The organism is Streptomyces sp. NRRL F-5126 (assembly GCF_000721265.1).
Taxonomy (GTDB): Bacteria; Actinomycetota; Actinomycetes; order Streptomycetales; family Streptomycetaceae; genus Streptomyces.
In genome coordinates this window covers 287,449-308,760 of record NZ_JOFZ01000003.1, presented here as the reverse complement: position 1 = coordinate 308,760, position 21,312 = coordinate 287,449, and the positions used below count along the sequence as shown (strand labels likewise).

Here is a 21,312-nt window from a genome sequence, read left to right as displayed (position 1 = left end):
GGGCCGTCCGGCAGGGCGCGGAAGGGGACTTCCGGCATGTGGCGGGCCGTCCGCCCGGCGGTCAGGGCTCGCGGGCCAGCAGCGCCACCGGGCGGTCCTGGAAGAGGGTCGCCAGTTCCACCGCGCCCTCCTCGTACACGCGTGCGGGTGCCGCCAGTACGTCGCGCCACCGTCCGGGCGGCAGCAGCAGGGCCGTGTCGCGCCAGCCGCCCGCCTCCGCGAGGCGCAGCGGCAGACGGGTCACCGCCGTGACCACCTCGCCGGTGCGGCAGAACGCCACGCAGTGGGCTGCGGCGGGGCCCAGCGTGTCGAGGCGCGCGTACGTGCCCGACTCGCCGAAGGCGGCCGGACGTTCGCGCCGCAGGCGCAGCGCGGCCGTCGTCACGACCGTCTTCTCGTCCGGCGGCCCCGGCCTGAAGCGGGCCCTGTTGTCCGGGTCGACGAGCGCGAAGTAGTCGCGCTCCGTGCCCTGGTACAGATCCGGCACGCCCGGCATGGTCAGGTGCACGAGCGCCGCGCCCAGTGCCCCCGCCCGCACGTACGGCTCGAGCGCGCGCGTGAAGTGCGCGACCGTGCGGCGCGCCGGGCCCGCGGGCCCCGCCGCGACGAAGTCCTGCACCGCGCGCTCGAAGCGCGCATCGCCCTCCGTCCAGCTCGTGCGCAGGCCCGCCTCCCGCACGGACTTCAGCAGCGCCCCCTCCATCCGCGTGCCGTCCGGCGCGGCCGCGAGCACCGCGTCCACGTCGGGCGCGTCGCCCGAGGGGGTGAACCCCACCGCCGTCTGCCACGCCTGCCAGGCCACCTGAGCGTCCGGCGCGACGACACCCGAGACCTGCGCCAGCAGGTCGTTCCACCACTTCGGGCACTGCGTGAGGACCGCGATGCCGGCGCGTACGTCCGCGCTGCGCTTCGTGTCGTGCGTGGTCAGCACGGTGCCCGTGGCGGGCCAGTCGCGGGCGAGCCGCTCGCAGAACGCGTGGAACGCGCCGGGCTCGACGGTGGGCGCCGACGGGTCGCCGCCCACCTCGTTCGCGGAGAGCAGCGGCAGGAACCGGTAGAACGCCGTGTCCTCCACGGACTTGGCGCGCAGCGCCGACGCCGTCTGCGCGAACCGGGCGCAGAACGCCACCTCGTCGGGGCCGGTGCCGAGCCCGCCGAGCGCCAGCTCCCGCACGACGTCGACCGCCGCGGCCTCCTCGGGAACCGTGAAGGCGGCCTTCGCCTCGCGCGCCGCCTCCTCGGACACCGCGGCCACCGCCTCCCGGGTGCGGGGGCCGCCCGGCACGGCGTACGGGCGGTAGAGCGGCACCCGCACCAGGAGCTCCCTGATCGCCGTCTCCAGCGCCCACGGCGCGCGGTCGCGCAGGGCGGGGTCCGCCGCGCAGATCCGGCTCGCCGTGCGCACCAGGAACGCGGTCTCCGCGGCCAGCTCGTGCAGCAGCACCTTGTAGGCGGCCCTGCGCACGGTGGGCTCCCAGCGCCCGCCGCGGTCGTCCGCGACCGTCACCACCTCACGGAACCGGCGCTGAAGGGCCTGCGCGCCCGCCGCGTCGGTGAACAGCCCGTCGACGCGGCGCAGCGCGTCGTACCCGGTCGTGCCGGCCACCGCCCACCCGGCGGGCAGCCGCTCGTCGCCGGTGAGGATCTTCTCGACGACGGTCCAGCAGCCGCCCGTCGCCTCGTTCAGCCGCAGCAGGTACTGCCCTGGGTCGGCGAGCCCGTCCGGGTGGTCGACCCTGAGGCCGTCCACCACGCCGTCCCGCACCAGTTCGAGGATCTTCGCGTGGCTCGCCGCGAACACCTCGGGATCCTCGACCCTGACCCCGATCAGGTCCGAGATGGTGAAGAACCGCCGGTAGTTCAGCTCCGTGCGGGCGAGCCGCCACCACGCGAGCCGGTAGTGCTGAGCGTCGAGCAGCTCCGGCAGGGGCAGGCCCTCCGTGCCCGGCGCGAGCGGGAAGCGCTGCTCGCCGTGGCACAGCTCAGCGCCCTCGACGCGCAGATGCGCGAGTTCGCCGCCGACCGGCCCGGGCAGCACCGGCAGCAGCACCTTGCCGCCACCCGCAGCCCAGTCGATGTCGAACCAGCGTGCGTAAGGGGAGCCGGCACCGTCGCGCAGCACCTCGCGCAGCACCGGGTTGTACCGCGGCGACATCGCCATGTGGTTCGGCACGATGTCCAGCACGATGCCCAGGCCGTGCTCGCGCGCCCGCCGCGCAAGTTGGCGCAGCCCCTCCTCGCCGCCGAGCTCGGCCCGCACCGACGTGTGGTCGACGACGTCGTAGCCGTGCGTGGACCCCGGCACCGCCTCGAGCACCGGCGACAGGTGCAGGTGCGAGATGCCGAGCGCGGCCAGGTAGGGCACCGCCTTCTCGGCCGCGGAGAAGGGGAAGTCCGGCTGGAGCTGGAGCCGGTACGTCGAGGAGGGCGTCATGGACACCTACGTACCCCGTGCGGCGCGATTCGTGTCACGGGCGGGCCTGGCGGCCGGGGGTGCGGTCGTACACGTACGGCGTCGTCGTGGTCAGGGCGGCGAACCCGAGCCGCTCAAGGATGGGGCGGCTCTCGTCGCTCGCGTCCACCTGGAGGAACCGGTGGCCGCTCTGCTGTGCGAGCCTCGCACGCCTGGCCACCAGCGCGCGGTACAGCCCGCGGCCACGCCAGCGCGGCAGCGTGCCGCCGCCCCACAGGCTCGCGAACTCCTTGCCCGGCGGCAGCTCCGCGCGAGCCGCGCAGACCGGCGTGCTGCCCGCGACGGCCACCACGGCGTCGACCGTCCCCGGCGCCTCGGCGAGCTGCCGGGCGAGCCGGTCGCGGAAGGAGGAGCTGCCCGGTCCGAACACCTCGTCGTGCACCTGGGCCATCAGCGCCACGCCCGCCGCGTCCGTCACCGGCACGAGGCGCACCCCCTCCGGCGGCCGCGCGTCCGCGGTGGAGGCCACGATCCGCGCGGTCTCCGCGAGCATCAGCGTCTCCACGGGCTCCGCCACGAACCCGGCGGCAGCGAGACGGACGCCCAGGTCGTGCGGCGTGTCGTGGCCGTAGAGCTTCCATTCGAAGGCGTGGCCGGCGGCTGTGAAGTGCGCGATCTCGGCCGCGATCGCCGCGTCGGCCGACGCCGCGTCCAGGTCTGACCAGAGCACCCCGTTCCAGTCGTCCGTGCCGCCGCTGTGCCGCACGACACGGCCCGCACGCTCCACGCGCTCGCCGGCGGAGTCGGGCGCGGCGTCCCGCCGCATCTGCCGGTCGAAGAGCGCCAGTATCCCGTCGTCGTCCATGCCCGTACCCCAGCACCCGCCGGGGCCGGCGGCAACCGGGTTTCCGCCCCGGCAGCCCACCGGCAGCTTCCGGCCGCCGCGCGCCCGCCCGCAGGTCAGGCCGGGCGCATCAGGACCGTCATGGACCGGGACATCACCGTGATCCTGTCGCCGCCGTCCGCCTTCGGGCCCTGTCCGTGCGGCACCCCGTCGGGCCGCGAGGTGTCCACTACGACCTGCCACTGCCTGCCGTGGTTGACGGGCAGCAGGAACTCCAGGTCGCCGGGGCTCGCGTTGAACATCAGCAGGAACGAGTCGTCCGCGATCCGCTCGCCGCGCGGCCCCGGCTCGGAGATGGCGTGCCCGTTGAGGAACACCGTCATCGCCGACGCGCTCGCCGCCTGCCAGTCCTGCTGCTCCATCTCGTCACCCTCGGGGGTGAACCACGAGATGTCCGAGAGCTCGTCGTGCGTGCCCTGAACCGGACGGCCGTGGAAGAAGCGGCGCCGCCGGAACACCGGGTGGTCGCGGCGCAGCCAGACCATGGCACGGGTGAACTCGAGCATGGACTCGCCGTCGCCCGCCTCCTTCTGCGAACCGTCCTCCGCCTTTCCGCCGGGATCGGGCCAGCGCACCCAGGAGATCTCGTTGTCCTGGCAGTAGGCGTTGTTGTTACCGCCCTGCGTGCGGGCGAACTCGTCGCCGTGGCTCAGCATGGGCACGCCCTGCGAGAGCAGCAGCGTCGCGATGAAGTTGCGCATCTGGCGGCGGCGCAGCTCCAGGATGCCCGCGTCGCCGGTGTCGCCCTCGGCGCCGCAGTTCCAGGAGCGGTTGTAGCCCTCGCCGTCCCTGTTGTCCTCGCCATTGGCATCGTTGTGCTTGTCGTTGTACGCGACGAGGTCGTGCAGTGTGAAGCCGTCGTGGCAGGTCGTGAAGTTGATCGAGGCGAGCGGCCTGCGGCCGTCGTCCTGGTAGAGGTCGGACGAGCCTGTCAGCCGGGACGCGAACTCCGCCAGCGTGCGCGGCTCGCCGCGCCACAGGTCGCGCACGGTGTCGCGGTACTTGCCGTTCCACTCGGTCCACAGCGGCGGGAAGTTGCCCACCTGGTAGCCGCCCTCGCCGACGTCCCAGGGCTCGGCGATCAGCTTGACCTGGCTGACCACCGGGTCCTGCTGGACGAGGTCGAAGAACGACGACAGCCTGTCCACCTCGTGGAACTGGCGGGCCAGGGTCGCGGCGAGGTCGAAGCGGAAGCCGTCGACGTGCATCTCCGTGACCCAGTAGCGCAGCGAGTCCATGATCAGCTGGAGCACGTGCGGCGAGCGCATCAGCAGCGAGTTGCCGGTGCCGGTCGTGTCCATGTAGTAGCGGGGGTCGTCCGTCAGCCGGTAGTACTGCGGGTTGTCCAGGCCGCGGAAGGAGAGCGTGGGGCCGAGGTGGTTGCCCTCCGCCGTGTGGTTGTAGACCACGTCGAGGATCACCTCGATCCCGGCCTCGTGCAGCGCCTTCACCGCCTGCTTGAACTCCAGCACCTGCTCACCGCGGTCGCCCCAGGAGGCGTAGGCGTTGTGCGGGGCGAAGAAGCCGATGGTGTTGTAGCCCCAGTAGTTGGCGAGCCCCGCGTCGGACAGCCGGTGGTCGTTGACGAACTGGTGTACGGGCATCATCTCCAGGGCCGTCACCCCGAGCTCCGTCAGGTGCTCGATCACCGCGGGGTGCGCGAGGCCCGCGTACGTGCCGCGCAACTCGTCCGGCAGCGCCGGGTGCAGCATCGTCAGGCCCTTGACGTGTGCCTCGTAGATCACCGTGCGGTGGTAGTCGGTACGGGGCGGGCGGTCGCCGCCCCAGTCGAAGTACGGGTTGACGACCACCGAGGACATCGTGTGCGGGGCCGAGTCCATGTCGTTGCGCGAGTCCGGCTTGCCGAAGTGGTAGCCGTACACCTCCTCGCCCCACTCGATGGCGCCGCTGATCGCGCGCGCGTACGGGTCGAGCAGCAGCTTCGCCGAGTTGCAGCGCTGCCCCCTCTCGGGGGCGTACGGTCCGTGCACGCGGAACCCGTAGCGCTGGCCCGGCATGACTCCGGGCAGGTACGCGTGGCGCACGAACGCGTCGGTCTCGCGCAGCTCGACCGCCGTCTCGGAGCCGTCGTCGTGCAGGAGGCACAACTCGATCCGGTCGGCGGCCTCCGAGTAGACCGCGAAGTTCGTGCCCGCGCCGTCGTACGTGGCGCCGAGGGGATACATCTGTCCCGGCCAGACCTGCATAGACGAGTCTCTTCCATTCTGATCCGGGTGGTACGGGTCACTTAACGCCGATCTTCCCCGAAAGTCGGGTCGGTGCCTAGCACCACCGTTCCCGGTGGAGGTCCCGTTATACGGGAACGCCGCGGTGAAGGGACCCGCTCAATCGCTCGCAAGTGGCGCAAAAGGTGCCGTTGTGGGCGGATCGGTCGGCCGGAGAACGGGGAACATCGGCCACGAATGAGGGAGTTGGGAAACGAGACGCTCCTTCCCCGTGCGCCGTCCGCGATCGTCGGAGTAATCTTCCTTGATCACTGAAAGGCCCGCGGAGAGCGGGGAAGGGGCGGTGTGCGGGTGAGCTCGGGAGGTCTTGAGCTACCCCCAGGGGACCCAGGTCACGAGCGGGTGGCGGGCGACATCCCGCCGGGCGCGGTGTCCGTCGCGCGCCCGATGGAGATCGGCGCGGAGCTGGACTGGGACGCGGAGGCCTGGGCCGAGGCCCGTACGCGCGCGCAGCTCGCCGGCCGTGCGTACATCTGGCTGAATCTGGTCGAGCAGCGCACGCGCGCCGTGGTGGCCGCCGTGCTCAGGCCCGTCTACGAACCGCACCACGGCGAGGACTGGGTGATCGCAGCCGCCGGCCCCGCCGGGCAGGAGTGGGTGCAGCGCGCCGCCGCGGTGCGCGAGGTCTCGCGGCGCAAGGGATACGTGCTCGACCCGTCCGACGACAACGTCCTCAGCTTCCTCACGCTCCCTCAACTGCGCGAGCTGATCGTGCAGCACTGGCCGTGCTTCGAGCCGTACGTCGACGACCGGCGCGACCTGGAGCTCGTCCTGGACGAGCTGGAGGTCGCGCGCAACGTCGTCTCGCGGGGCCGCGCGCTGTCCCAGACGGTGCTCGCGCAGGCGGAGCGCGCCTCGGCCCGGCTGCTCGCGATGCTCGGCGGGACGGGCCGTGGTGCGGCGCCCGCGGGGGACCGGCTGCCGGCCGACGCCGTCGAGGACCTGGTGGGCGACCGGTACGCGGACGTGGTCCGCGTCCACGCCGACCGGGTCAGGCTGCAGCGCGAGTTCCCCGCCGAGGACCTGTTCGGCGCGGCGCGCCGCCTGGACGCGATCGGCATCGGGCTCAACCTGCTCGTGCAGGGCTTCTCCGGGCGGCGGCTGATCAGGCTCGCGGAGGCGGGCTGCCGGGTGCGGCTGCTGTTCCTCAACCCGGCCAGCAGCGCCGTCAAGCGGCGCGAGCGTGAGCTGGGCCTGCGCAAGGGCGAACTGAGCCGTTCCGTGGAGATGAACATCCTGCACATGCGGCGCGTCAGGTCGAAGCTGCACGACCCCGGCGCCTTCGAGATCCACGTCTTCGACGAGACTCCCCGGTTCACCGCGTACCTGGTCGACGGCGACGGCCCCGGCGGACTCGCCGTCGTCCAGTCGTACCTGCGCACAGCCCGCGGCATGGAGACACCGGTGCTGGTGCTGCGCGGCGGCGGACGAGAGGTCGTGCGCCCGGGCCGCGACGCCGAGTACGGCCTGTTCGAGGTGTACCGCGAGGAGTTCGAGACGGTATGGGCGGACTCCCGCCCGGTGTCCTGAACGGCCGCCGCCGCGGGTGATGTCAGTGCCGCGTGCGAGGGTGTGAGTGGGCGGGGACGGCACCGCGGCCCCGCGTGATCGACGCGAACCGACAAGGCGCCGCGGCAGCGCGGCGAGGGGGAGTCAGCATGACGTGGCACGGGGGAACGCTGGCCGGGTTCGACCTGGAGACGACGGGCACCGAGCCGCTGGAGGCACGGATCGTGACGGCGGCGGTGGTGGAGGTCGCGGACGGCGAGGTGGTGGGCGGGCGCACCTGGCTCGCCGACCCCGGCGTGCTGATCCCGGCTCAGGCATCGGCGGTGCACGGCATCTCCACCGCACGGGCCGCCGCCGAGGGGAGGCCGGCGCCCGAGGTGGCCGCCGAGGTGGCGGCGGCCTTGCGCGGATACTGGGCGCGGGGCGTCCCGGTGGTGGCGTACAACGCGCCGTTCGACCTGACGCTGCTGAGCGCGGAGCTCGGACGGCACGGCCTGCCGCCGCTCGGCCCGATCGGCCCGGTGATCGACCCCTACACCATCGACCGCGCCGTCGACCGCTACCGCCGCGGCAAACGCACGCTGGAGGCCGTCTGCGGCGAGTACGGGGTGGTGCTCGACGGCGCGCACCAGGCCGCGGCCGACGCGCTGGCGGCGGTCCGTGTGGCGACGGCGATAGCCGCACGGCACGCGAAGGTGTCGGCCCTGTCGGCAGAGGAGCTGCACGGGCGTCAGGTCGCCTGGTACGCGGAGTGGGCCGAGGACTTCGAGGGCTTCCTGCGGCGAAAGGGCAACGCGGACGCGGTCATCGACCGCGACTGGCCCCTGCGCGCGCTCCACGCGACGCGCGGCGAAGGCGCGCCGCGCTGAGGGTCGCCGGCCCGCGCCGCGAAGCCGGCCGCCGCGCAGCCGCGAACTGCGGCCGAGGGCGTTTCCGTGCGGACATTGCCGGCCCGCACGGGCCCTGCTGTGGCGCAGCAGTGGCCTGCGTGCTCCAAGGGCCGGGGCCCGGCGGGCTCAGCGACCGCGGTCGAGGGCGCTCGTGCGTCAGAACGGGTACCAGCGGACGGCCGCGTCGCCGGCGCGCAGGGAGGCGACGCGGCGCTCGAACTCGCGCAGCGCCGCGGGGTTCGCCGGGGCGTGCTGCGCCACCCATGCGCAGCTCGCGGTCTCCCGCGCGCCGCGCAGCACCGCGCAGCCGTCCCACTCGCGCACGTCCCACCCGTAGGCGGCGGTGAACGCGTCGTACGCTGCGGGGTCGAGCCCGTAGCGGTCGCGGGAGAGCGCGAGGACGACGAGGTCGTGCTCGCGCAGGTCGCTGGAGAAGGTCTCCAGGTCGACGAGGACCGGACCTTCCGCCGTCACGTGCACGTTGCGCGGCAGCGCGTCGCCGTGGATGGGTCCCGGCGGCAGGTGCGGGGTGAGGTCCGCGGCCTGCGCGGCGAAGCCGTCACGCCTGGCGCGCAGGTAGGCGGCGTCCGCGGGCTCGATCGCGTCGCCCGCGAGCCGCAGCCAGCGCTCCACGCCGCCCAGCAGTTCACGGCGGCGGAGCGCCGGGCCGTCCGGCGGCGTCAGCGCGTGCACCTGCCGCAGCAGCGGCGCCAGGTCCGCCGGGACCGCGGGGCGCGTGGCGTCCGGCAGGCGGTGCCAGAGCGTCACCGGATGACCGAGCACGGCACGGGCATGCCCCTGTGCCGCGCGGACGGCCGGCACCCCCGCGTCCGCGAGCCATGCGGCGAGCGCGACCTCGCGCTCCGCCCGCTCCAGCAGCTCAGGCGCCTGCGCAGCGTCCCTGCCCACCTTGACGACGAGACCGCCCGTGCGGAAGACCGCGTTCTCGCCGAGCGCGACCAGCTCCGCGCCGCCCGGCAGGCCGGCCGCCGCCAGGACCTCCCGGGCCCTGGCCTCGTTCATGGGGATCATCACTCGCTCACCTGCGCCCGACGGAACGTCCTTCGACCCGCAAGCCTCTCATCCCGTCTCCCCGGGCACCGCTCGCGCCTGGCGCCACGGACGGTACCGCCCACCTATCGTGGAGCCATGACCGTGATGTACGCCGCTCTCCTGCGCGGAATCAACGTCGGGGGCCGCAGGAAGGTACCCATGGCCGAGCTGCGCGAGGTTCTCGGCGGGCTCGGCTACGAGGCCGTGCGCACGTATCTGCAGAGCGGCAACGCCGTCTTCGCCGCGCCGCCCGGGGACGACGACGGGCTCCGCGCGGAGATCGAGGACGCGCTGCTCGACCGGTTCGGGTTCGCGACCGAGTGCCTCGTGCGGGACGCCCCCTACCTGAAACGCGTCATGGACGCCTGCCCGTTCGACGCGGGATCCCTTGAGGGGCGTCAGCTGCACGTCACCTACTACTCACGGCCGGTGGGGCCCGAGCGCCTCGACGGGATCGACGCCGCCGCCTTCCTGCCGGAGGAGTTCCGGCTCGGGGACCGGGCGCTGTACCTGTACGCGCCGGACGGTGTCGGCAGGTCCCCGCTCGCCCAGGCGCTGGACAAGCGCGCCCTGCCCGCGGGCACGGTCGCCACCAGCCGCAACTGGAACACCGTCGTCAAACTGGTGGAGCTCACTCATGCCTGACCCCACGCCGGCCGCCTCGGCGGCCATCGAGTGCGAGCTGCGCTTCCTCGACCCCGCCGTGCACACCTCGCCCGCCCTGCTCGGCGAGCTGCTGCACCCCGACTTCGCGTCGTTCGGCTCCTCGGGCCGTGCCTGGAACCGGGAGACGCTGGTCAAGGAGCTCAGAGCCAGGGGCCCGGCCTCGGCGCCCGCCACTGTCTCCGAGCTGACCGCCGTCCAGCTCGCCCCCGACGTCGTGCACCTCACGTTCGACGTCGATGTCAACGGCCGCCGAGCTCACCGCAGTTCGGTGTGGCGGCTGACCGGGGGCGACTGGCTCCTCTACTTCCACCAGGGCACGGCGTTCACTCCGGAGGAAGTGCCTCCGCAGGACTGACCCGTTCGGCGCGCGCCGTCCACCGCCCATCCGTCCGCTCGATGCGCACCGGGTGGTCGAAGCACTTGCTGACCTGGTCCGTGGTGAGGACCTCGTCGGCGAGCCCCGTTGCCACACACCGCCCCTCGCGCAGCAGCATCGCGTGGGTGGTGGACGCGGGCAGCTCCTCCAGGTGGTGCGTGACGAGTACCGTCGCCAGCCCCGGATGGAGCGCCCGCAGCGCGTCGAGCGAGCTGAGCAGCTGCTCGCGCGCCGCCAGATCGAGCCCGGTCGCCGGCTCGTCGAGCAGCAGCAGCCGCGGCCTCGCCATCAGGGCGCGGGCGATCAGGGTGCGGCCGCGCTCGCCCTGCGACAGCGTCGGCCAGCGCGCGTCCTCCTTGCCGGCCATGCCCAGCATGGAAAGGAGCCGCAACGCGCGCTCGGGCTCGCCCGCAGGGGGCGACCAGCGCGGCACGGGCTCCACCGAGTTCGTCAGTCCGGTGAGCACGACGTCGCGCACACGCAGGGGCGAGCGCAGCGGGTGGCGCGGATTGACGTGGCCGATGAACGTGCGCAGTTCCCGCAGGTCGACACGGCCGAGAGTGCGCCCGAGCACCTCTACCGTGCCGCGCGTGGGGTGGGTCAGCGCGCCGACCATCCCGAGCAGCGTGGACTTCCCCGCGCCGTTGGAACCGAGCAGCGCCCAGTGCTCACCGCCGCGAACGGTCATCGAGACCGAGTCGAGCAGCAGCCTGCCCTGGCGTACGACGTCGATGTCGGTCACCCTCACCACGGTGGGTGGGGCGGCCGTGTTGTCCTCGGTGGTCATGGGGTGGTGCTCCTCGATCGGCTTGCGGCGGGCGCGCGAGGGCGCGCTCCGCGGTCCCGTGATGACCCGCAGGGCTCCGCGGCGCGGCAGGTGTCTCCGGCGCGGCGGCCGGTGGCGAGCGGTCAGCCCGCCGGCGCGCCGTCGGGCGAGGCGGTCGCGTCCCGGTCGGGGAGGCCGCCTGTCACGGCAGGTCGGCGGGGCAGTGGGCCCTCGCCGCCATGCCCGATCGTACCGGCACGCCGCGTCCGCCCGACGCCCGCGTCCGCCCTGCAAGACGCCGCACGGGCACGGCGCGCGGTGCGAGCCCGGGCGTGCTGCGCGGACCGGTCAGTAGCGCGCGCCGATCCGGCGCCAGCGGCGGCCGCTGGTGCCGGGCTCGGCGGGGCGGGCCGGCACGCGGCTGCGGTAGAGCACGAACGGCCGCCACAGATACCACAGGGGCACGCTCCACGCGTGCACGAGCCGGGTGAAGGGCCATACGGCGAGGATGGCCCAGGCGGCGGTGGCGTGGATCTGGTAGATGAGCGGTGCGTGGGAGATGGCGTGCACGTCGGGGTTGCCGGCGAAGAGGCCGCGGAACCACAGGGACACGCTCAGCCGGTAGTCGTAGCCCGCACCGAACAGGTTGATGCCCAGGGTGGGGATGACGCCGAGGACGATGACGACGGCCAGGAGGAGCAGGGCGAGCCAGTCGACGGGGCTGGTGGTGGCGCGGACCCGGGGCACGGTGGTGCGGCGGAAGGCGAGGATCGCCACGCCGAAGATGACGGCGAACGCGGCCACGGCGCCGCCGACGGAGGAGAACCAGCGGTAGGTCTCCTCGGGGATGCCCAGCCAGTGGGTGAACGACTCGGGAACGAGGATTCCCAGTACGTGGCCCGCGATGGCGGCGAAGGTGCCGTAGTGGAAGAGCGGAGCGCCCCATTTCAGCAGGCGGCGCTCCTGCAGCTGGGTGGAGCGGCTGGTCCAGCCGAACTGGTCGTACTGCCAGCGCCAGATGTGGCCGACGACGAAGGTGGCGAGGGCGAGGTAGGGCAGGATGACCCACCACCACAGGTTCCAGGAGCTCATCGGATGCCGTCTCCGCTCGACGAAGTGACGGGGGTGCCGCTCAGGTACTCGGGCGGGGCGAAGGGCTCGAGCCCGACCTGTTCGCGGGGCGGGCCCTCGGCCGCGAGCCGGCGCAGCGCGTCCAGGTCGCGGCCGCGCGGCCGCGGCAGCCGGCCGCAGACGGTGTCGAGCACGGGGGCGTAGAGGTCGCCGCGGTCGTGCAGCGCCTCGCGCAGCAGTTCAAGGCCGGACTGGCACTGCAACAGGACTCTGCGGCCGGGCCCCGGCGCCAGCGAGGCGAACTCCAGTACCAGTGGCAGGAAGTCCGGCAGTTCGGCGTCCGGCGGCTCGTGGCCGGCCTGCCGGTAGACGTGCTTGAGGGCAAGCAGCCCCATGCCGCGGGCGCGTGTGTCCCCGTGCCGGTAGTAGGTCAGGTGCAGACTGCGGCGACGGGTGTGGTCGAAGGTCTCGACGTACGCCTGGGCCGCCTCGGTAGGGCTCAGGGCCCGCAGCCGGCCGGTGACGGTGGCCAGGCGGTCCCGGTCGGCGGCCGCGAGTGACGGGAGCGCGGCAGCGATCTCGTCGAGCATGGCCAGTACCGCCTCGTCGGGATAGCGCAGCAGGACGGAGGCGATGCGGTGCAGCAGCGGAGTGTCGTCCGTCGTCCGCAGGGCGGGACGGATGCGGATCACCGGGCCCCCTCCTCGCCGAACAGGCCGGGCGCCCGGCCACTGCCGTCCCAGCCGATGAGGTTGAAGCGGACCTGGCCGTCGCCGTCGCGGAAGTGGCTTCCGCCGTGCGGCGCGGAAAGCCCGGGCAGCTCGGCGGGTGCGGCGCCGAGCTCGTCCTGGTAGTGGCCCCCCTGGTCCGCGCCGCCGCCCGGGTGGTCGAGCGAGCAGTGCTGCGCCATCAGCGTGCCGTCGCCCTCCGCGTGCGCCTTGGGGATGACGTAGCGATCGTCGTACTTGGCGATGGCGAGCAGCCGGTAGAGATCCTCGATGGCCTCCGCGCTCGTGCCGGCCGCGGCCAGCATCTCGTGGTCGACCGGGTCGCCGAGTTGGCGGCCGCGCATGTGGCCGCGCATGGCGGCCAGCCGGCGCAGCACGCCCTCGACGACGGCGGTGTCGCCGGCGGTGAAGAGGTTGGCCAGGTACTCCATCGGAATGCGCAGGGATTCGATGGCGGCGAAGATCCGGTCCGGATCGTCGTCGTGGTAGCCGGTGGCGTGCACGGCGTCGGCCACCGGGGACAGCGGCGGCACGTACCAGACCATCGGCATCGTGCGGTACTCCGGATGCAGCGGCAGCGCCACCCGGTGTTCGGTGATCAGTGCGCGGACCGGGGAGCGCTGGGCTGCCTGGATCCAGTCGTGGGCGATTCCGTCGCGTTCGGCGGCGGCCTGCACCTCGGGGTCGTGCGGGTCGAGGAAGACCGACAGCTGGGCCTCGTAGAGGTCCTTGTCGTCCTTGACGGAGGCCGCTTCGAGGACGGCGTCGGCGTCGTAGAGCATCACACCGAGGTGGCGCAGCCTGCCGACGCAGGTCTCGGAGCAGATGGTGGGCTGCCCCGCTTCGATGCGCGGGTAGCAGAAGGTGCACTTCTCGGCCTTGCCGGTGCGGTGGTTGAAGTAGACCTTCTTGTACGGGCAGCCGCTGACGCACATCCGCCAGCCTCGGCAGCGGTCCTGGTCGACGAGGACGATGCCGTCCTCCTCCCGCTTGTACATCGCGCCCGAGGGGCAGGACGCCACGCAGGACGGGTTGAGGCAGTGCTCGCAGATGCGCGGCAGGTAGAACATGAACGCCTGCTCGAACTCCATCCGGACCTTCTCCGACATGCCCTTCAGATCCGGGTCGACGGTGGCGTGCTCGCCTGCTCCGGCCAGGTCGTCGTCCCAGTTCGGGCCGCGTACGGGGGTCGTGTCCCGCCCGGTGAGCTGCGACTTGGGGCGGGCGCTCGTGAAGGAATCGGACAGCGGAGCCGTGGTGAGGCTCTCGTAGTCGTACGTCCACGGCTCGTAGTAGTCGTCCAGTGTGGGCAGATCGGGGTTGTAGAAGAGGGTGAGCAGCTTGCGCACCCGGCCGCCGGCCTTCAGCTGCAGCTTCCCGTGCCGGTCGAGTTTCCAGCCGCCCTTCCACTGCTCCTGGTCCTCGTAGCGGCGCGGATATCCGGCGCCCGGTTTGGTCTCGACGTTGTTGAACCAGACGTACTCGGTGCCCGTGCGGTTGGTCCACGTCTGCTTGCAGGTGACCGAGCACGTGTGGCAGCCGATGCACTTGTCGAGGTTCATGACCATCGCCACCTGGGCCATCACGCGCATCAGAACTCCACTTCCTGGGCCCGCCGCCGGATGACGGTGACCTCGTCGCGCTGGTTGCCTGTGGGACCGATGTAGTTGAAGCCGTAGGAGAACTGGGCGTAGCCGCCGATGAGATGGGTGGGCTTGATCAGCAGACGGGTGAGGGAGTTGTCGCCACCGCCGTGCAGGCCCGAGGTCTCCGTCCTGGGCACGTTCAGGTGACGGTCCATCGTGTGGTACATGTACACCGTGCCCTCGGGCATGCGGTGCGTGACCACGGCCCTGCACGCGACCACGCCGTTGCGGTTGTAGGCCTCGATCCACTCGTTGTCCGCCACGCCGATCTTCTCCGCGTCCAGCGGGCTCATCCAGATCACCGGCCCGCCGCGGAACAAGGTGAGCATGTGCAGGTTCTCCTGGTACTCGGAGTGGATGGACCACTTCGAGTGCGGAGTCAGGTAGCGCACCACGATCTCGGGTCGGCCGTCGGGGGACCTGCTCGGGTCACCGAAGTGGCCGAGCACATTCAACGGCGGCCGGTAGACCGGAAGTTGCTCGCCGAACTCGGCCATCCAGTCGTGATCGAGGAAGAAGTGCTGGCGGCCGGTGAGGGTGTGCCAGGGTTTGAGCCGTTCCACGTTGACCGTGAACGGCGAGTAGCGGCGGCCGCCGGACTCGGTGCCGGACCACTCCGCCGACGTGATCACGGCACGCGGCTGGGTGCGGGTGTCCTGGAAGGTGATCCGGTCACCGGAGCGCTCCTCGGCCAGGTCGGCCAGCTCGACGCCGGTGCGCTCCTCCAGGGCGCGCAGCGACTCGACGGCGAGCCGGCCGTTGGTGGTCCCGGACAGCGCCAGGATCGCCTCGCAGAACTGGTCGTCCCTGGCGATGGAGGGCCGCCCGTCGGCGATGCCGCCGCGCACCGTGCCGTTGCGGGAGCGCAGGTAGCCGATCTCCTCGCCGGGCTTCCAGGTCAGGCCCTTGGTCGAGGTGCCGAGCGTGTCGAGCAGCGGCCCCACGGCGGCCATCTTCTCGGCGACCGCCGCGTAGTCCCGTTCCACCACGATCAGTTTCGGCATCGTGCGGCCGGGCACCGGCTCGCACTCGCCCGCCTTCCAGTCCCGTACCCGGCCGTGCGGCTGCGCCATCTCGTCCGGTGTGTCGTGGGCCAGCGGCGCGGCGACGACATCCCGGCGCACGCCGAGATGGCCGGCGGCGAGCCGGGAGAACTCGCCGGCGATGGTGTGGAAGGCGTCGAAGTCGGTGCGGGCCTGCCAGGGAGGGGCGATGGCCGGGTTGAAGGCGTGGACGAAGGGGTGCATGTCGGTGGACGACAGGTCGAATTTCTCGTACCAGGTCGCCGCGGGCAGCACGATGTCGGAGAACAGGCAGGTACTGGTCATCCGGAAGTCGACCGCCACCGACAGGTCGAGCTTGCCCACCGGCGCCGGCTCGCGCCAGGTGACCTCCTCGGGGCGCAGATGCGGTGGCGTTTGTCCGGCGGTGACCGCGTCGTCGGTACCGAGCAGGTGCCGCAGCATGTACTCGTGGCCCTTCATGGACGACGCGAACAGGTTCGCGCGCCAGACGAGCAGGACACGGGGGAAGTTGACCGGGTCGTCGGGGTCCTCCGCCGCGAATCGGAGCCGTCCCGCCTTCAGCTCGTCGACGATGTGGTCCTGGACATCCTTGCCCGCCGCCGCGGCCTCGTCGCACAGGTCCAGCGGGTTGCGGTCGAACGTGGGGTGCGAGGGCATCCACCCCAGGCGTGCGGCCAGCGCGTTGCAGTCCGGCAGCGTGCGGCCGGCGAGTGCGCCCCGCCCGAGCGGGCTGGTCAGCACGTCGGCGGGGAACGCCTCGTAGCGCCACTGGTCGGTGGCGAGCCAGAACAGCGGGGTGCCCACCATGTGCCGGGTGGGCCGCTGCCAGTCGAGGCCGAAGGCGAGGTGGGACCAGCCGGTCAGCGGCCGTACCTTCTCCTGGCCCACGTAGTGCGCCCAGCCGCCCCCGTTGACACCCTGGCTGCCGGTCAGCATCACCAGTGACAGGAAGGCGCGGTAGATCTGGTCGGAGTGGAACCAGTGGTTGGTGCCCGCTCCCATCGCGATCATCGACCGGCCGTTCGTGCGCTCCGCGTTGCGGGCGAACTCCCGCGCCACCCGGGCCGCTGCCTTGGCCGGCACCCCGGTGACGGTCTCCTGCCAGGCCGGGGTGCAGGGCACCGCTGCGTCGTCGTGTCCTGTGGGCCAATCGCCCGGAAGGCCTTCGCGCCCCACCGCGTACTGGGCCAGGACGAGGTCGAACACGGTGGTCACCAGGTGAGCGCCGATCCGCGCCGCCGGCACCCCGCGGCGCAGCACCCCGCCGGACTCCCCTGGACCCGCGTCGAAGCGCGGCAGGTCCACGGCCACCGGCTCGCCGTCCGGGCGCCCGTACAGGGTCAGGAGGGGGTCGACGCCGTCAAGACGCAGGTTCCAGCGGGGCTCAGGGCCGTCCGGCCCGTCCTTGCCGCCGGCCCAGCGGAAGCCCAGCGACCCGTTGGGGACGACAGGCCGGCCGGTGTGCGCGTCCAGCAGTACGGTCTTGAACTCCGCCGCCTCTTCACCGCCCGCCCCGTCACCGCCCGGCATGCCGGCATCGGGCAGGTCGGCGGCGGGCAGGTCGGCGGCGGTGAGGAACTTGTCCGGGACGTACGCCCCGTCACGCTCCCGCAGTGTCACCAGGAACGGCAGGTCCGTGTAGGTCTTGGCGTACTCGGTGAAGTACGGCACCTGCCGGTCCCGGTAGAACTCGGTGAGGATCACGTGGCCCATCGCCATCGCCAGCGCCCCGTCCGTACCGGGGGCGGCGGCGAGCCAGTCGTCCGCGAACTTCGTGTGGTCGCTGTAGTCGGGGGAGACCACGACGACCTTCTGGCCGCGGTAGCGGGCCTCGGTCATGAAGTGCGCGTCGGGCGTGCGGGTGATCGGCAGGTTGGTCCCCCAGACGATCAGGTAGCCGGCGTTCCACCAGTCGCCCGACTCCGGTACGTCCGTCTGGTCGCCGAAGACCTGCGGGGAGGCCATCGGCAGGTCGGCGTACCAGTCGTAGAAGGAGGAGATCGTGCCGCCGATCATCGACAGGAACCGGGTGCCGGCCGCGTAGGAGGTCATCGACATCGCGGGGATCGGCGAGAACCCGACGATGCGGTCGGGACCGTACCGCTTCACGGTGTCCACCTGCGCGGCCGCGATCAGCTCGGTCACCTCGGCCCACGTGGAGCGCACGAAGCCGCCCTTGCCGCGGGCGCGCTTGTACGTCGAGGTCCGCTCGGGGTCGGCGGTCAGCCATGCCCACGCCTCGACCGGGTCGGCGTGCCGCTCCTTCGCCCGCCGCCACAGTTCGAGCAGGGGCCCGCGTACATAGGGGTAGCGGATGCGGGTGGGCGAGTAGGTGTACCAGGAGAAGGAGGCGCCGCGCGGGCAGCCGCGTGGCTCGTACTCCGGGGAGTCGGGGCCCACCGAGGGATAGTCGGTGGCCTGGGTCTCCCAGGTGATGATGCCGTCCTTGACGTACACCTTCCACGAGCACGAGCCGGTGCAGTTGACCCCGTGGGTGGAGCGCACCTCGCGGTCGTGCCGCCATCGTTCGTGGTAGAACTCCTCCGCCGCCCGGCCGCCCTCGCGATGCAGCGTCCGCCGGTCGGGCGACTGCTCGCCGGGGAAGAAGTACTGAGCCGAGCGCATCAGCCGCTCAGCCGCCTCACCCACGCGGTCCTGGGTCACGTGCGTTGCCTCCTCGGATGCCGCGGTCGCCTGCTCGTGCTGTGCGCGCCCCGGTATCCCGTCCGGCGCCATGGAGTGGTGACCACTATGCGCCGCACGCGGCCGCAACGGATCGGACCGACACTCCGTCAGTCCCCTGAGGGCATAATGTGACAAAAGTGGTGGCGGACGGCACGCGACGGGAGGAGCGCCATGGCACACGATCCGTGGGAGCCGCCGCGGCGCGCTCTGGACAGGCACGGGCTGCGGCGGCTGCTGGACGCGGTCGGGACGGTCAGCGCCGACATGGACACCCGCACGGTGCTGCACCGCATCGTGGAAGCGGCCACCGGTCTCGTGGGCGCGCGCTACGGGGCATTGGGCGTGCTCTCGGAGAGCGGTGAGGTGCTCGACCTGATCACCGTGGGCATCGACGACCCGCACCTGTGCGCCGCCATGGGGCTGCCCCAGGGGCACGGCCTGCTGCACACCATGGTGGACGAGCGGCAGTCCTTGCGGGTGGCCGATGTGGCCACGCACCCGCATGCCGCGGGTTTCCCGCCCGGACACCCCCTCATGCGCGCCCTGCTGGGCGTTCCGCTCGTGGTACGCGGCACGGTCTACGGGGATCTCTACGTCGCCGACAAGGCGGACGGCACGGCCTTCGACGAGGACGACGAGGACCTGCTGACGGCGCTGGCCAGCGCCGCGGGCATCAGCCTCGAGAACGCCCGCCTGTACGGGCACCTCAGGCAGGCAGCCGAGCACTTCCAGCGCCGAATGCTGCCCGTACTTCCCGACCTGTCGCCGTTCGCGGCCGCGGCCCGCTACGAGCCCGCCTCCGAGATGCCCAGGCTGGGCGGGGACTGGTACGACGCCGTGATCCTGCCGGACGGCGGCATGTACGTGGTGGTGGGGGACGTGACGGGCCATGACGTCGAGGCCGCCCCCACGATGGGCCAGATCCGCAACATGCTCCGCGCGCTCGCCTACGACCGGGCCGGGCCGCCCGGACTGGTCATGGCACGGCTGGACCACGCCCTGACGATGTTCGACGACCCGCCCACGGCCACCCTGGTACTCGGCCGCATCGGGCGCCGCGGTGAGGAGGGGCAGTACACCTTCACGTGGAGCAACGCCGGGCACCCGCCACCGCTGCTGGTCGAAGCGGACGGCAGCACCGCCTACCTGGCGCCCGCCCGGCACGGGATCCCGGTGGGCATCGACGCGTCCGTCCCCCGCTTCACCCATGAGCATCCCCTCAGTCCCGGCAGCACCCTCGTGCTGTTCACCGACGGGCTCGTCGAGCGCCGCGGCCAGGACATCGACATCGGCCTCGGCGACCTGGCCGAACAGGCGGCCCGCCTGGCCGCAGCCCCGCTCGACGAGATGTGCGACGCCCTGATCAGCCGGAACCGGCAGGTGTTCGACGATGACGTGGCCCTGCTCGCACTGCGCGCTCCCGGCGGCCCGCAGCGGTGAGAGGCGAGCGTCGGGCGGGAGGCGTGCGAGGCCTTTCCGGGTGAGGTCGCGGACCTTCCCCCGCCCGGCACCCGGCGCGTACAGTCGCTGACCCTGCCCGGCTCGTCCCACGTCCCCGCCCCGGAGGCCGAGAAGAACATGACGCCGCGACTCCGCAGCGCGCAGTGGTACGGCGGCGACGATCGCGACGGCTACATCCACCGCGCCTGGATGCGCCGGGGGCTGCCGTCCGACGCCTTCTCCGGACGGCGCCCGCACATCGCCATCGCCAACACCGCGTCCGACCTCACACCCTGCAACGCGCACCTCAAAGAGGTCGCCTCCTCCGTCAGGGACGGTGTCCACGAGGCGGGCGGCATCCCCCTCGACCTGCCCGTCGTCTCCCTCGGCGAGACGCTGCTGCGGCCCACCGCCATGCTCTGGCGGAACATGGCGGCGATGGCCACGGAGGAGATGCTGCGCGGCAACCCCGTCGACGGCGTCGTCCTGCTCGGCGGGTGCGACAAGACCATTCCCTCCCTGCTGATGGCCGCCGCGTCCGTCGACCTGCCCGCCGTGGTCGTGCCCGGCGGCCCGATGCTCACCGGCACGTTCCGCGGCAAGGCGCTCGGCTGCGGCACCGACGTGTGGCGGCTGAGCGAGGAGGTGCGGGGCGGCACGCTCGGTCGCGACGACTTCATACGCTCCGAGTCCGCGATGATCCGCAGCAAGGGCCACTGCAACACCATGGGCACCGCGTCCACGATGGGGCTGCTCGCCGAGGCGCTCGGCACGGTCGTGCCCGGCACCGCCGGTACGCCCGCGCCCGACAGCCGCCTGCTGGAGTCCGCACACGCCACCGGCAGGCTCGCGGTGGACCTCGTACGCGAGGAGCGCACGCCCAGCACGCTGCTCACGCGCGGCTCGTTCCACAACGCGATCGTCGCGCTCGCCGCCATCGGCGGCTCCACCAACGCGGTCGTGCACCTGCTGGCCATCGCGGGCCGCCTGGGCACAGAGCTGACGCTGGACGACTTCGACCGCATCGGCTCCCGCGTGCCGCTGCTTGTCGACCTCCAGCCCGCCGGCCGGTTCCTGATGGACGACCTGCACCGCGCGGGCGGCCTGCTCGCCGTCCTCAGGGAAGTGCGCGACCTGCTCGACCCCGAGGCGCTCACCGTGACGGGCAGGCCGCTCGTGGAGTACCTGGACGATGCCCGGATCTGGGACCCCGAGGTCATCAGGGGCCGAGCGGCGCCCCTGCGGGATGCCGCGGGCATCGCGGTGCTGCGCGGCAACCTGGCGCCCGACGGCGCGATCATCAAGCCGGCCGCCGCGTCACCGCACCTGCTGCGCCACCGAGGCCGCGCGGTCGTCTTCGACAGCATCGAGGACTTCCACGCCAGGATCGACGCCCCGGACCTCGACGTCGACGCCGACTCGGTCCTCGTCCTGCGCGGCTGCGGGCCGAAGGGCTACCCCGGGATGCCCGAGGTCTCGAACATGCCGCTGCCGAAGAAACTGCTGGAGAGCGGCGTGCGCGACATGGTGCGCGTGTGCGACGGGCGGATGAGCGGCACCGCGTACGGGACGGTCGTCCTGCACGTCGCTCCGGAGGCCGCCGCGGGCGGCCCGCTCGCACTCGTGCGGACCGGGGACATGATCGAGCTCGACGTGGCGGCCCGCTCCCTCAGGCTGGACGTCCCGGACGCCGAACTGGCCTCCAGGACGCCGGAGTCGGCCACCACGGAAGGCTACGCGTCGCCCACGCGGGGCTGGGAGAGGCTCTACGTCGACCACGTCACCCAGGCCGATACGGGCGCCGATCTCGACTTCCTGCTGGGCGCCACGGGCCCCGTGGTCGGCCGCGAGTCCCACTGACCAGCCGCCGGGCCGGGCACCTCGTACCATCGGA

Annotated in this window: 15 protein-coding genes; 6 read left to right on the top strand and 9 right to left on the bottom strand. The window is 72.6% G+C overall.

Annotation, left to right across the window (positions count from 1 at the left end; translation table 11 throughout):
- Positions 1 to 61: 61 nt before the first annotated feature.
- From treY to glgX, 3 genes are all read right to left on the bottom strand, one after another.
- Positions 62 to 2,434: a malto-oligosyltrehalose synthase gene (gene treY / locus IH48_RS0107835; RefSeq protein ID WP_030900970.1), complete on the bottom strand. Its 2,373-nt coding sequence runs from the start codon at positions 2,432 to 2,434 to the stop codon at positions 62 to 64.
- Between the two features lie 34 nt (positions 2,435 to 2,468).
- The gene (locus tag IH48_RS0107830; protein WP_030900968.1) at positions 2,469 to 3,278 is read right to left on the bottom strand and encodes a GNAT family N-acetyltransferase; all 810 of its coding nucleotides are present in this window, start codon (positions 3,276 to 3,278) and stop codon (positions 2,469 to 2,471) included.
- A gap of 95 nt (positions 3,279 to 3,373) precedes the next feature.
- On the bottom strand, positions 3,374 to 5,524 hold the full coding sequence (gene glgX / locus IH48_RS0107825; RefSeq protein ID WP_030900965.1) for a glycogen debranching protein GlgX: 2,151 nt from the start codon (positions 5,522 to 5,524) through the stop codon (positions 3,374 to 3,376).
- Between the two features lie 330 nt (positions 5,525 to 5,854).
- On the opposite strand from glgX, the gene IH48_RS0107820 reads away from it, so the two are divergent.
- Both IH48_RS0107820 and IH48_RS0107815 read left to right on the top strand, forming a co-directional pair.
- On the top strand, positions 5,855 to 7,093 hold the full coding sequence (locus tag IH48_RS0107820; RefSeq protein ID WP_030900961.1) for an SAV2148 family HEPN domain-containing protein: 1,239 nt from the start codon (positions 5,855 to 5,857) through the stop codon (positions 7,091 to 7,093).
- Between the two features lie 128 nt (positions 7,094 to 7,221).
- Positions 7,222 to 7,941 (top strand): 3'-5' exonuclease, encoded by a 720-nt coding sequence (locus IH48_RS0107815; protein WP_030900958.1) that lies wholly within the window; start codon positions 7,222 to 7,224, stop codon positions 7,939 to 7,941.
- A 177-nt stretch (positions 7,942 to 8,118) separates the two neighbouring features.
- On the opposite strand, the gene IH48_RS0107810 is transcribed toward IH48_RS0107815, so the two are convergent.
- Positions 8,119 to 8,985 (bottom strand): phosphotransferase enzyme family protein, encoded by an 867-nt coding sequence (locus tag IH48_RS0107810; RefSeq protein WP_030900956.1) that lies wholly within the window; start codon positions 8,983 to 8,985, stop codon positions 8,119 to 8,121.
- A gap of 126 nt (positions 8,986 to 9,111) precedes the next feature.
- Here IH48_RS0107810 and IH48_RS0107805 point away from each other — a divergent pair, with 126 nt between their 5' ends.
- Together IH48_RS0107805 and IH48_RS0107800 are read left to right on the top strand one after the other, a co-directional pair.
- Entirely contained in the window at positions 9,112 to 9,660 is a 549-nt protein-coding gene (locus tag IH48_RS0107805; RefSeq protein ID WP_030900953.1) for a DUF1697 domain-containing protein, read from the top strand.
- On the top strand, positions 9,653 to 10,036 hold the full coding sequence (locus tag IH48_RS0107800) for a DUF4440 domain-containing protein (protein ID WP_030900950.1): 384 nt from the start codon (positions 9,653 to 9,655) through the stop codon (positions 10,034 to 10,036). The genes IH48_RS0107805 and IH48_RS0107800 overlap by 8 nt, the downstream gene beginning before the upstream one ends.
- On the opposite strand, the gene IH48_RS0107795 is transcribed toward IH48_RS0107800, so the two are convergent.
- The 5 genes from IH48_RS0107795 to IH48_RS0107775 form a co-directional block, all read right to left on the bottom strand.
- Positions 10,005 to 10,844, bottom strand: coding sequence for an ABC transporter ATP-binding protein (locus IH48_RS0107795; protein WP_030900947.1), 840 nt, complete (start codon positions 10,842 to 10,844; stop codon positions 10,005 to 10,007). The genes IH48_RS0107800 and IH48_RS0107795 overlap by 32 nt on opposite strands.
- A gap of 327 nt (positions 10,845 to 11,171) precedes the next feature.
- Complete coding sequence (gene narI / locus IH48_RS0107790) at positions 11,172 to 11,915, bottom strand: respiratory nitrate reductase subunit gamma (RefSeq protein WP_030900944.1); 744 nt, start codon at positions 11,913 to 11,915, stop codon at positions 11,172 to 11,174.
- Positions 11,912 to 12,586, bottom strand: coding sequence for a nitrate reductase molybdenum cofactor assembly chaperone (narJ, locus tag IH48_RS0107785; protein WP_234434168.1), 675 nt, complete (start codon positions 12,584 to 12,586; stop codon positions 11,912 to 11,914). Before narJ ends, narI begins: the two co-directional genes overlap by 4 nt.
- On the bottom strand, positions 12,583 to 14,214 hold the full coding sequence (gene narH / locus IH48_RS0107780) for a nitrate reductase subunit beta (protein WP_030900941.1): 1,632 nt from the start codon (positions 14,212 to 14,214) through the stop codon (positions 12,583 to 12,585). The genes narJ and narH overlap by 4 nt, the downstream gene beginning before the upstream one ends.
- Positions 14,214 to 17,918 (bottom strand): nitrate reductase subunit alpha, encoded by a 3,705-nt coding sequence (locus tag IH48_RS0107775; RefSeq protein ID WP_051839392.1) that lies wholly within the window; start codon positions 17,916 to 17,918, stop codon positions 14,214 to 14,216. Before IH48_RS0107775 ends, narH begins: the two co-directional genes overlap by 1 nt.
- 231 nt (positions 17,919 to 18,149) lie before the next feature.
- Between IH48_RS0107775 and IH48_RS0107770 the strand changes: the two genes are divergently transcribed.
- Positions 18,150 to 19,418, top strand: a complete 1,269-nt coding sequence (locus IH48_RS0107770; protein WP_030900935.1) for a PP2C family protein-serine/threonine phosphatase — start codon at positions 18,150 to 18,152, stop codon at positions 19,416 to 19,418.
- A gap of 138 nt (positions 19,419 to 19,556) precedes the next feature.
- The gene (locus IH48_RS0107765; protein WP_030900932.1) at positions 19,557 to 21,278 is read left to right on the top strand and encodes an IlvD/Edd family dehydratase; all 1,722 of its coding nucleotides are present in this window, start codon (positions 19,557 to 19,559) and stop codon (positions 21,276 to 21,278) included.
- The last annotated feature ends 34 nt before the right edge of the window (positions 21,279 to 21,312 follow it).